The 12206-nt window shown below is 63.2% G+C and carries 9 protein-coding genes; 8 read left to right on the forward strand and 1 reads right to left on the reverse strand.

Going from position 1 to position 12206, the window contains the following annotated elements; genetic code table 11:
* The first annotated feature begins 765 nt into the window (after positions 1–765).
* From ACVW00_RS00360 to ACVW00_RS00395, 8 genes are all read left to right on the forward strand, one after another.
* Positions 766–2403 (forward strand): ABC transporter substrate-binding protein, encoded by a 1638-nt coding sequence (locus tag ACVW00_RS00360; RefSeq protein WP_457108919.1) that lies wholly within the window; start codon positions 766–768, stop codon positions 2401–2403.
* 81 nt (positions 2404–2484) lie between these two features.
* Positions 2485–3420 carry an ABC transporter permease gene (locus ACVW00_RS00365; RefSeq protein ID WP_457108920.1) on the forward strand — a complete coding sequence of 312 codons (936 nt, stop codon included), beginning with the start codon at positions 2485–2487 and terminating at the stop codon, positions 3418–3420.
* Positions 3420–4310 (forward strand): ABC transporter permease, encoded by an 891-nt coding sequence (locus ACVW00_RS00370; protein WP_457108921.1) that lies wholly within the window; start codon positions 3420–3422, stop codon positions 4308–4310. Before ACVW00_RS00365 ends, ACVW00_RS00370 begins: the two co-directional genes overlap by 1 nt.
* Positions 4307–5314, forward strand: coding sequence for an ABC transporter ATP-binding protein (locus ACVW00_RS00375; protein ID WP_457108922.1), 1008 nt, complete (start codon positions 4307–4309; stop codon positions 5312–5314). Before ACVW00_RS00370 ends, ACVW00_RS00375 begins: the two co-directional genes overlap by 4 nt.
* A gap of 1 nt (position 5315) precedes the next feature.
* Positions 5316–6407, forward strand: a complete 1092-nt coding sequence (locus ACVW00_RS00380; RefSeq protein WP_457108923.1) for an ABC transporter ATP-binding protein — start codon at positions 5316–5318, stop codon at positions 6405–6407.
* Positions 6404–7600 (forward strand): serine hydrolase domain-containing protein, encoded by a 1197-nt coding sequence (locus ACVW00_RS00385; protein WP_457108924.1) that lies wholly within the window; start codon positions 6404–6406, stop codon positions 7598–7600. The genes ACVW00_RS00380 and ACVW00_RS00385 overlap by 4 nt, the downstream gene beginning before the upstream one ends.
* Positions 7601–7710: 110 nt before the next feature.
* Complete coding sequence (gene pdxS / locus ACVW00_RS00390; RefSeq protein WP_457113057.1) at positions 7711–8598, forward strand: pyridoxal 5'-phosphate synthase lyase subunit PdxS; 888 nt, start codon at positions 7711–7713, stop codon at positions 8596–8598.
* 262 nt (positions 8599–8860) lie between these two features.
* On the forward strand, positions 8861–10390 hold the full coding sequence (locus ACVW00_RS00395; RefSeq protein WP_457108925.1) for an AMP-binding protein: 1530 nt from the start codon (positions 8861–8863) through the stop codon (positions 10388–10390).
* A 545-nt stretch (positions 10391–10935) separates the two neighbouring features.
* On the opposite strand, the gene ACVW00_RS00400 is transcribed toward ACVW00_RS00395, so the two are convergent.
* A complete protein-coding gene (locus ACVW00_RS00400; protein ID WP_457108926.1) occupies positions 10936–12204 on the reverse strand; it encodes a site-specific integrase in 1269 nt (422 codons plus the stop codon).
* Positions 12205–12206: the final 2 nt, after the last annotated feature.

The following is a 12206-nucleotide window of genomic DNA, read 5'->3' on the forward strand; positions in this document are numbered from 1 at the left end:
TCGACGACTGTCGGCAGGAGACGAAATGGATCTGTCAGTTCGGCGGCCCGCAATCGCAGCACTCCGGAGGACGAACACGCCGGCGCCACCACGGATCCGCAAGACGACGACGCGTGCTCTGCGCAAGGAATCCAGTTCGTGAACCCGATAGGACCGCGCTGTCGGCTTACCAGACACCTCTGTCGCGGTGCCTCTGAGGTCGACCTACCTAGTCAGGTCCAACATTGTCATTCGGACGGCACCGCGTCCGAGTTTCCGTGGTCGACCGTTGGCGAGTCCGAGCCGAACCACTGTATGTGTGGCGTGTAGCTCCGCGACTGGTAAGGGGAGTTCGTCTTTCGTCTCTCTCTCTCTCTCTCTCTCTCTCCTTCAGTAGCGATGCTGGGCCAGGTGAGGAAGCGGTTCTCCGGTCGTCACGTCGAGGCATCGGGATGGTTGTGCTCGGACAAGCGAGGGCCCGTCTCGAGATCGGCGATTTCGAGCGTTCTGACGGGGCGGTCAATTTGCGGGGGCGTCGTGCGATCCGAATCGACGAAGGAGCAACATCGACTGCGTGCCGACGCGGTCCGGCAGACCGGCGGGACACAAGTTGTCCGTACATGTTCGTTGACAGGGCGCGTCCACTCGATCTATTGTGCGGAATGCCGGACCGATCCGGCGATCCAGGTTGCGTTGACATGAGCGCAGGCTCAAGTCCCAGACTTGAGAGAGTCTCCCGCTCATTCATGTCCACGTAGCCAGGCACGCTCAAAGGAAGGGAACGACATGCGCTCAGACCGAAACCTGGCGCGGGCCGCGGCCGCGTTGAGTTTGACGCTGGGGGTTGCCGCCCTCGCTGGCGCGTGCTCAGGCACGAGTTCCGAGAAAGAGAACAGCTTGGACGGTGTCCATGCGGGCGCCGCGGCTGCTCAGGTGAATAAGCCGTTCCAGCCGGACGGAACGCCTGTTCGCGGCGGACACTTGACGTTCGCCCGAAGTGCGCAGCCGACAAGTTTCACGCCATGGATCGGCGTCTCGAACGCCGAGTTGATGGTGCAGGTCCAGGTATACGACCAACTCGTAGAGGTAACACCGGATCCTGCGAAGCTTGAGCCGGCACTCGCCGACTCGTGGGTCATCAGTGACGACAACCTGTCGTATACGTTCCACCTGCGCTCAGGTGTGAAGTTCTCCAACGGGCAGCCCTTGAGTCCCGAGGACGTCAAGTACTCCATCGATACCCAGCGCGACCCGAAGCTCTCGCCTAACCGATCGGTGCTCCTGGAGTCGATCAAAACTGTCTCGGTCGTCGACGACAGCCACGTGCGGCTCGACCTCAAGCGAGTCACGCCCGCCATTCTCAACTACCTGTCCCTAACGCACATCGTCTGCAAGTCAGAAGTCCAGCGGCTCGGCGACAAGGAATTCGGCCTACACCCCGTCGGAACCGGTCCCTTCGTGGTCACCAAGTTCTCCCCGGGTGACCCCACGATTGAGCTCGTGCGGAACCCCTACTACTGGCGCAAGGGGCTGCCCTACCTCGATCGCCTCACCTACAAGTACATCCCGGACGACAACGCTCGAATGCTTGCGGTCGAGAGCGGCGACGTCGACATCGCCGAAGGAGTTCCCTTCTCTCAGGTTGATCGGGTGAAGGCGGCGGCTAAGACAAGTGTGTTCGCCCAGAATGCGTTCGCGAGTGACTGGATCATCATCAACGGCTTCGACCCGGATCTGAGCAAGAAGGCGGTCCGCCAAGCGCTCGTCTACGCAACTCCGCTCGAGCAGATCTCGAAGGTCGTCTTTCACGGCCTTGCGCCCGCAGCAGCAACGGCGAACATGCCAACGAAGTACATGGACGAATCGATCAAGCCATACCCGTATGACATCGACAAAGCTAAAAAACTGCTGGCCAGCGCGAACGAGGCGAACCTCAGCGTAACCCTGTCAATCGTGAGCGGCGACGCGATCGGCAAGCAGGTGGCGACAATTCTGCAAGAGTCTTGGGCAAAGGCAGGCGTGAAGCTCAACGTCCAAGAGCGCGATCTCAGTTCGCTGTCCAATGCGGCCGCAAGCCAGAACTTCGACCTGATCATGTTCCGGCCAGTTGATCAAACCTCCGACATTGCCCTCGATGACGAGTTCGACTCCTTCATGGTGGCCAAGCCAGCGAAGGGCAACTTCCCCTTCAGTGGCTGGGACAATCCTCAGGCCCGACAGTTGGTCGAGCAGGCAACCAGCACGATGGACGAAGGCGTTCGGAAGCGGAACTTCTCCGAGTACCAGCGCATCCTCCACGACGAGCAGCCGATCATCAGCCTGGTGCACGTGCCGAACCTGTTTGCAGTCAGGGACAACGTGCACGGGTTCGTCGCAGTGGGCACATTCTGGCCCCTCTTGTACGGAACGTGGACTTCCTCCTGAATTGAAGAGTTCGAAACGAGACGGCGCCGGCCCAGCGAACGGGCCGGCGCCCACCACTAGGGCGCTAGGAGAGCTAGCCGAATGGGCAGATACGTTGTGACGCGTCTTCTGCAATGCGTGTTCGTATTGTGGGGGGTGACAGTGGTCGTCTTCATCGCCATGCACGTCGTCCCTGGCGACCCGGCGCGTGCGGTCCTAGGGCCGCGGGCGACGGAAGAGGCAGTCACGCAGTTGCAGCACGAACTCGGCTTGGACCAGAGTCTCGTGCACCAATACGCCAACTACCTCGGCGAGCTAACCCACGGCAAACTAGGCGACTCGATCACCGATCACGCTCCAGTGGCTGACCTGGTCCGTCCTCGCCTCGAGCCCAGCTTCCTTCTCGTCGGCATCTCGATACTTCTCTCGCTCGCGGCGGCAATCCCACTCGCGACGCTAAGCGCGTTAAGAGCAAACACGATTATTGATCACACCGTGAGACTCGCGTCCGTGGTGTTGTACGCGATCCCGTCATTCTGGTTCGGGCTGATCTTGGCCATCGTCTTCGGATTGAAGTTGAGCCTATTCCCAACTTCGGGCTTTGATGGCGGATCCCCCGCCGGTATTGCTCGAACTCTCACACTTCCGGCGATCACGGTTTCGCTCTTCGTCTTCCCGATCCTGATGCGCCTTCTGCGAGCGAGCACTCTAGAGACGTTGCAGGCAGAATACGTGGAATCGGCTCGGGCCCGCGGCCTAAGTGGCGGACGGGTGCTCGCTCGCCACGCTCTACGGAACTCGCTGACGTCGAGCGTAACTTACATCGGCGCGTCGATTGGAACCCTCCTGAGCATCGACGTCGCGGTCGAACAAGTTTTTGCCTTGCCCGGGCTCGGATCACTGCTTGTACATGCAGTCCAAGTTCGCGACTACACGACAATTCAAGCTGTCACCTTCATCTTTGCCTCGGCTGTCGTGTTGGGAAACTTGGCAGCAGATCTGATGTACATGTTCCTCGACCCAAGGGTGCGGATGTGATGGCGATCATCTCTGCGGGTGTGCGTCCTGAGTCGATCGCAGCCGCCATGATTCGTCGGCGTAGGTCGCACCGGCGCTGGGAAGCGATCTCCTTCCGCACTGGTCTTGTGCTCTTCGCCGTTCTAGTGCTAACTGCGCTCGCACAACCCGTGTTGCCACTGGCGCCCTCTCACCAGCAGGACCTCGCTGCGGCGCTTTCCCCACCATCCATGCAACATCCGTTCGGAACTGATGATGTTGGGCGCGACATCCTGAGCCGGAGTGTTTCAGCACTCTCACTCGACCTTCGAGTGGCCATCGTGGTGACGGCAATTTCGGTCCTCATCGGCATCTCGTTGGGAGCGGTCGCTGGCATGCGCGGTGGCTTCATCGACGCGGCAATCATGCGCGCGGCCGACATCGTTCTAGCTTTTCCCTTCCTGGTCCTGATCATCTGCATGATCGCCGCAGTTGGGCCGGGTCTCAAAGGGGTGTATATCGCTGTGCCGCTCGCAGGCTGGGCTCTCTATGCGCGCTTTACTCGCGCGGAGATGTTGTCGATTAGGGAGCGCGACTTTGTCAGCGCTGCCCGGACTCTCGGATACTCGCGTTCACGGGTTCTCCTCCGCCATGCGCTACCAAACGTGGTCCAGCCGGCGATCGTCTACAGCATGATCGACGTCGTCATGAACATCGTCGCCCTCGCAACCTTGTCGTTCTTGGGGCTGGGAGTGCAACCGCCCACTGCAGAACTCGGGGGAATCATCAGCGACGGGCAGCAGTACGTGCTCACTGCATGGTGGATCACCGTGATGCCGGGCGGTGTACTCGTCCTCATTGGCCTGAGTCTCAGCCTGATCGGAGACGGTCTTGCAGCTCGGATGGGCCAGGGGTTGGCATGGACCAAATGACCCTCCCGACCCTCACGCCCAATGCCGAACCGCTGCTCCGGGTGCGTGACCTGTCGGTGGCATTCGCTGACCCCCAGGGGCGTCTTGTGCATGCCGCCGACAGTGTCAGTTTCGACGTACAACCCAAGCAGGTTCTCGGACTCGTGGGCGAGTCGGGCTGCGGTAAGAGTGCGACCTTGCGGTCGCTCATCGGGCTGTCGTCGCCGGGACGCATCCTTTCGGGTGAGGTGCAGCTCAATGGGCGTGACCTGCTACGGCTGGGCATTCGCGAGCTGGAACGGGTGCGCGGCAGCGAAATTGGCATGGTGTTTCAAGACGCCGGGAGCGCTCTGAACCCAGTTCTTTCGATCGGAGCACAGATCAGTGAAGTGCTTCGCGTGAAACGGGGTCTGGGACGTCGAGACGCGATGAAGGAAGCCGTCGCTCTACTCGATCGTGTCGGGATCCCGTCAGCCGCTCGGCGTGCCCATGAATTTCCGCACCAAATGAGTGGCGGGATGCGTCAACGCGTGATGATCGCACTCGCCGTGGCTCCGCGTCCGGCTCTACTCCTTGCCGACGAGCCGACTACGGCGCTGGATGTGACCGTCCAGGACCAAGTCCTCGCCTTGTTGGCGGACTTGCGTGAGGAAGAGGGCATGGCGATGGTCCTTGTCTCGCACGACCTGGGCGTCATCGCTCAGGAGTGTGATGCGATCGCGGTCATGTATGCCGGCCACTTGGTCGAATACGGCAGCGTCTCCGAGGTTCTTGACTCCACTCGGCATCCCTATACGGCAGCCCTGATGGCATCAACGTTGCCCACCGACCGAATCAAGGATCGACAGCCTCTCGCATCGATCAGCGGACAGCCTCCGCAGCTGAGTGACCTGCCTGAGGGTTGTCCCTTCATCCCACGCTGCGGCTACGCCAACGCTGATTGTGCACTTGTAGATATGACGCTGGACAAGCCCGTCCCGGAACATGGGTCGGCATGCGTAGACCCAGAGCGGATGAGGTCTTGAGATGACAACGGCAATCGACGCGCAACGCTCGGGGGACGGAACTCCCATCCTCGAGGCTAGAGACGCCAGGAAGGCATTCCAGGGACGGTTGGGGCTCAAGGAACTCCTTACTCGTAGCGCAGCACCCGAAGTCGCAGCTCTCGACGGAGTCTCAATCGCCGTTCAACCGCAACGCACCCTTGGCGTGGTCGGCGAATCCGGCAGCGGTAAGAGCACACTGGCGCGCGCGCTCGTGCGGCTATTCGACCTCGACTCGGGGTCGGTGAACTTCATGGGCCAAGACATCGGAAGCATGAGCCCAGAGGGGCTACGGCAAGTCCGGCGGAACGTGCAGTTGATCTACCAAGATCCGTACTCCTCGCTGAACCCTCGGCTTTCCATCGGCCAGGCACTGACGGAGCCGCTTTTCGTGCACGGGCTGGCAGATGAGAGTCAGCGACCTGCCCGGGTCCGTGAATTGCTCGACAGTGTGGGGCTGTCTTCCGACATCGCGAATCGCAGGCCTCGTGAGCTGTCCGGAGGGCAACGACAACGGGTTGCAATCGCGCGTGCGTTGGCTACCGAACCCAGGGTCCTCATAGCTGATGAGGTGACGAGCGCGCTGGACGTATCGATCCAGGCTCAGATTCTCAACCTGCTCACGGCCATGCAGCGGGAGCTCCAGCTGACGATGATCTTCATATCGCACGACCTTCCACTGGTTGGGCACGTCGCAGACGACGTTGCCGTGATGTATTTGGGCAGAGTCGTCGAGTTTGGTCCGACCGACAAGGTATTTAGCAACCCCTCGCATCCCTACACAGCTGCCCTATTGGGTGCACAACCCTCGCGTGCGAGGCGAGGTCATGTCCGAGTCGCAGTCAGCGGCGAGGTGCCATCGGCGATGAATATTCCGAGCGGATGTCGCTTCCGCACGCGCTGCCCTATTGCCGAGAGGCTGTGCGCGGAGGTGGACCCGCCTTCGGTCACGATCTCGACTGGGCACACTGCATGGTGTCATGCGCAGAACAGTGCCGGACCTTGGAGAGCAGCGGAACCAGAGTTGCATGACCTCGGATCAGCGGCGGCGGAAAGAAGGGACTTTCAAAGATGAGCACAACAATCGCTGTCGATTGGAACGGGATTCAGGGAGATGTTCTCCCTGGCTTCGAAGTTGTTGTCGAGGCCTTCCGCACCAATTTCGAATCGTTTGGCGAGGTAGGTGCAGCCTTCGCGGCGACTCACAATGGAGAGGTGGTTGTCGACATCTGGGGTGGCGCTAAGAGCGCCTTGAGTGGCGAGCCCTGGAAACGAGACACGCTCCAATTGATCTTCTCAGGATCGAAGGGCGTCGTGGCGATATGTCTTGCGTTGCTGATCGACCGGGGCATGTTGGATCTCAGTGACAAGGTGGCGAAACACTGGCCCGAGTTCGCTTCCGCCGGTAAGTCTGGACTCACGGTTGCCGATGTCGCATCCCATCGCGCCCGAATGCCCTGCGTTCGTTCCACGGTTGACGAGACAACGTTCTTGGACGGCCGTGCCATGGCTGACCTGCTGGCTAAGCAGTCTCCCGAGACTGACCCCCGAACTGAAGTCTCCTATCATGCACTGACCTTCGGTTGGCTCTGCGCCGAAATTGTCCGCCGCGTCGACGGCCGACCCATCGGCCAGTTCGTCGCGGAGGAACTCGCGCAAGGATTAGGCCTCGAACTCTGGCTTGGCCTCCCGAGTCGGTTTGAATCACGCGTCTCGACTCTTCAATACAGCTCGGAGTGGATTGAAGACCCGTACCTGAGCGGTGTGACGTTTGGTGGCGACGGCCTTTGGAGCGCTATCTGGCGGAATCCCGAAATCTTCCCCGCGAACGAAGTCCTTTGGAATCGTGCCTCGTGGCATGCTGCCGAGATCCCCGCGGCGAACGTCATCGCCACCGCGCGCTCGATAGCACGGTTGTACGCGGCGCTCCTCCCAGGAAATTCTCCGTCCATCATCTCCAAGAAGACGTTCGAGCGCACAACGACTCTACTTGCTGAGGGTGTTGATCCATTCACCGGCGAACTGCTCGCCTATAGCGCCGGATTCGAACTACAGACAGCTGATTCGCCGTTCGGCCCGCCTGACGTTGCGTTCGGCCACACGGGCGCGGGTGGGTCCGTACATGGGGCTTGGCCGGCACACGGAGTGACCTTCTCCTATGCAATGAACAACATGCGAGCACATCCGGACGGTGACCCGCGAGCTCGAACGCTGCTCGCGGCGCTTCATTCATGCGTGGCGGACATGGGCAGAGGCAACCGAACCTAAGTGGGCGCTGCATCAACGACGGAGGTGGAACGGTGGCAACCAACCGCGTGTCAGCAGATGTCTCCGAACGCTGTGGGGGTCCGCACCCAAACGGTCGAGGAGACTCTGAGATTAGTGAGCCCACCGGCACCTCGCGGGTGAAGCGGGGCATGGCCGAGATGCTCAAGGGCGGCGTGATCATGGACGTGGTCACTGCCGAGCAGGCCAAGATCGCCGAGGACGCCGGAGCTGTGGCCGTGATGGCGCTCGAGCGGGTGCCGGCCGACATCCGCGCCCAGGGCGGTGTGAGCCGGATGAGCGACCCCGACATGATCGACTCGATCGTCGAGGCGGTCTCGATCCCGGTGATGGCCAAGGCGCGGATCGGCCACTTCGCCGAGGCGCAGGTCCTGCAGAGCCTCGGGGTGGACTACATCGACGAGTCCGAGGTGCTCACCCCGGCCGACTACGCGAACCACATCGACAAGTGGGCGTTCACGGTTCCCTTCGTCTGCGGTGCCACCAACCTCGGTGAGGCTCTGCGCCGGATCACCGAGGGTGCGGCGATGATCCGCTCCAAGGGCGAGGCCGGCACGGGCGACGTGTCGAACGCCGTGACGCACATGCGCACGATCCGTCGCGAGATCCGCCGGCTGGGTGCCCTCAACGAGGACGAGCTGTACGTCGCCGCCAAGGAGCTGCAGGCGCCCTACGACCTCGTCGTGGAGGTGGCCCACAAGGGGAAGCTGCCCGTCGTGCTGTTCACCGCGGGGGGGATCGCCACCCCGGCCGACGCGGCGATGATGATGCAGCTCGGCGCCGAGGGCGTGTTCGTCGGCTCCGGCATCTTCAAGTCCGGCAACCCGGCCGAGCGGGCCGAGGCGATCGTGAAGGCGACCACCTTCCACGACGACCCCGACGTCGTCGCGAAGGTCTCCCGCAGTCTCGGCGAGGCCATGGTCGGCATCAACGTGGAGGACATCCCGCAGCCGCACCGGCTGGCCGAGCGCGGCTGGTAAGCACAGCGGTCTGCCAGCGACGAGCGAATGGAGCCGTCATCCATTGAGTCGCACGCCTTCCGTGAGGTCGACCCTCCGCCGCTCGAAGCGACCGTTGGCGGGAACCGGAAGGTGCAGATGCGCCGAGAAGACCACTGCCCGTCTCGGACTGCCACCGAAGGAGTGGAAGCAGTGCGGTGAGCGCCCGCCGGACATCCGCAGTACACCCGAGAACCCAGAGCAGGTGGCGTCCCCTGTCTCCCGACCAAGAAGGACTGACAACATGATCGTTCCCTTCAGTACCAGCGACTTCCTCGACCGCGCCCTCGCGGTCTACGGCGACCGGATCGGCGTCGTCGACGAGCCCGAGCAGCCGGCTCCGTCGCTGGGGGACCTGACCTACGGTGAGCTCGGCGCGTGGGCCGCCGCGATCGCCGTCCGGCTGGACCAGCTCGGCATTGCGGTCGGTGAGCGCGTCGCGTTCGTCTCGCACAACAGCGCGCGCCTGCTGACGGCGTTCTTCGGGGTGTCCGGCTACGGCAGGGTGCTGGTGCCGGTGAACTTCCGGCTGTCGGCCGAGGAGGTCGGCTTCATCGTCAAGCACAGCGGCGCGCGCGTCCTGTACGTCGACCCGGAGCTCGAGGAGCACCTCGCGGGCGTCGACTGCGAGCACAAGTTCGTGCTCGGGGACGACGAGCAGTTGTTCGTGCAGGGGGTGGAGCCGCGTGCCTGGGAGCACGACGAGAACGCGACGGCGACGATCAACTACACGTCCGGCACGACGGCCCGCCCGAAGGGCGTGCAGATCACCCACCGCAACATCTGGACCAATGCGGTCACCTTCGCGCTGCATGCCGGGGTGACCGATCGCGACGTCTACCTGCACACGCTGCCGATGTTCCATGCGAACGGTTGGGGGATGCCGTTCGCGATGACCGGCATGGGGGTCCCGCAGATCGTGCTGCGCAAGGTCGACGGCGCCGAGATCCTGCGCCGCGTCGAGAAGTACGGGGTGACGGTGATGTGCGCGGCGCCCGCGGTCGTGAATGCGGTCCTCGACGCCGCATCCACCTGGGAGGGCGCGATCCCAGGTCGCGACCGGGTGCGGATTATCGTGGCCGGTGCGCCGCCGCCGACGAAGACGATCGTGCGCGTGCAGGAGGAGCTGGGCTGGGAGTTCCTCCAGATCTACGGCCTGACCGAGACCTCGCCGCTGCTCACGGTGAACCGCACCCGGTCGGAGTGGGACGACCTGCCGGCGGAGGAGCGCGCCGCGAAGCTCGTCCGCGCGGGCACCCCGGCGATCGGGGTGACGCTCAGGGTCTCCGAGGACGGCGAGGTGCTGGCCCGGTCGAACGTCGTCCTCGAGGGCTACTGGGAGCAGCCCGAGGAGACCCAGGCCGCCCTCAGTGACGGCTGGTTCCACACCGGCGACGGGGGTGTGATCGGCGACGACGGCTACCTGACCATCCAGGACCGCAAGAAGGACGTGATCATCACCGGCGGCGAGAACGTCTCCTCGATCGAGGTCGAGGACGTGATCTTCTCCCACCCCGACGTCGCGGAGGTCGCCGTGATCGGCGTCCCGGACGAGAAGTGGGGCGAGACGATCAAGGCGCTCGTGGTGAAGGCAGAGGGCTCCGACCTCACCGAGGCCGACCTCATCGCCTACTGCAAGTCCAAGGTGGCCGGCTTCAAAGCGCCGACGTCGGTGGAGTTCCGCGACGTGCTCGCACGCACCGCGACCGGCAAACTCCAGAAGTTCAAGCTGCGGGCGCCCTACTGGGAGGGCCGCGACCGGCAGGTCAACTAATGGCCACCGCTGCGACCACGGTCGCTGGCGATTGGCACCGTCCACTGCTGGAACCCGTTACCGCGCAGAGCATTTCCCGACTGGTTGTGAGGGATACCCCGACTTCCTCGACGGCGCCCTACTTCGGCCGCAAGGCAAAGAAGCACAGGCCCGGCGCTTGGCCGCAAGGCAAAGAAGCACAGGTCGGCGCTTAGCGCTGAGCGAATCCCGCTGGGGGCAAGCAGCTGGATGGCTATTGAACGCGCCATGTCTTGCGCTGGTTACTGGCCAAGAAGCAGGAGCGGGCGCGGAGGCTGGCGCGGGTCTCTGGGTCAGGCGGTGCTCGCGCCGTTCCATAAATTTGGCCTTCGACGATCCGATCATGCTGGCCGCGAGTTCCGCGTGCGCCGACGGACATCACACTCGGCCGCCGAACCTGGTTCGCTGACCAGCCCACAGCTAACTCACGACGGCGGACGTCGCCGAGCACCGATATGGGGCGTGCCGGATGCCAGTTGGCGGAATCGCTGTGGCCGGGACTGTGACCCGGGCGTGCATGGAGCCGATCACTGTGGGAGAAGCAGATCAAGAGTCGCCCGCAGGTCGGGAGCGAGGGTTCGTTTGCCTACGTAGTGCTGGTAGGTAACAGACGGGTCTCTGTGCCCGAGCTGTTCGCGCGCAGCGTCGAGGGAGACTTCGTGGGCGATGAGAGTTCCGACGGTGCGTCGCAGCGTGTGCAGGGTGGTGCCATCGAGTTCCTTGTCGGCGGGTGACCCTTGCTCGACGGCGCGCGCGATGGCCACTCGGAGTCGGGTGCGCATATTTGAGGGTGAGAGCCAGTTTCCGTTGCGGGTAGCGAAGATCGGGGACTCGGGACTGGCCGGTGATTGGCGGCGCATTCGCTCACGGAGCATTTCGGCGACCGCCTCGGGGAGGATGAGCCGGCGGTCTTCGCGGGACTTGGTGGTGTCTTGTCGATGGAGCTTGTCGACGAAACCCTTGCGGGGTTCGATGAGCGTTCCGCGCACGTGCAACACCGGCAGCCGATCTGGTGTGTCATCGCTAGGGTCGAGTCCGCTGAGGTCGACGGGTCGGATGGCGAGGCCTTCGCCTTCGCGCATGCCGGTGCCGAGCATGAGGTCGACGAACTCTTCGAGGTCACAGTTCGGCATCCGTCGCCCTTGAAGTCGCATCGTTTCGCGTCGTACTCGGACCCGGAGGTGGTGGGCCTGATCGACGGTGAGGTACTCAACTTCGGGCTTGGGTTCGCGGGCGGATTGGGAGGCGTCGCGCATGGGGTTGGCGGGCAGGGCGCCGTGGGTGACGGCAAGGCCAATGATCCCCCCGAGCACGACCCTTAGCTGGCGTGTGGATCTGCCGCCTTCTCTGGCTTGGTAGAGACCGTGCTTGCGTCCATGCTCGACGTCGGCGAAGAGCCGGTCGAGGAAGGGGACGTTGATCTCGCGCACCTGGACCTGGCCAATGGCGGGAATGATCACGTGCTCGATCTCGGCGTTGTAGGTCGCTAATGTCTGGGGGGCCAGCAGTCCTTTGGTCTTGACCTTGCCGTGGTCGGTGCGGTGCTGCAGCCACCTCTCGGCGAGCGCTTCGACAGTGGTGTCACCGGTGACGCCGCTGACGCTGAGATCAACGCGTTCGGTGAGGCGGCGGTGGATCTTGCGGCTGACCGCCCCTTTGGTCTTCTCGGTGACGCGAACAGACCGGATCCGGCCGTCGACGTCACGGACCTGAGCGCGTGCGGTCCATCGGCCGTCGGGGAGCTGCTTGACCTTGATCTCGCCGTGGCTGCCACGAGGGATGCGGTTTTGTGCCATGG

This window comes from Marmoricola sp. URHA0025 HA25, from assembly GCF_054059435.1.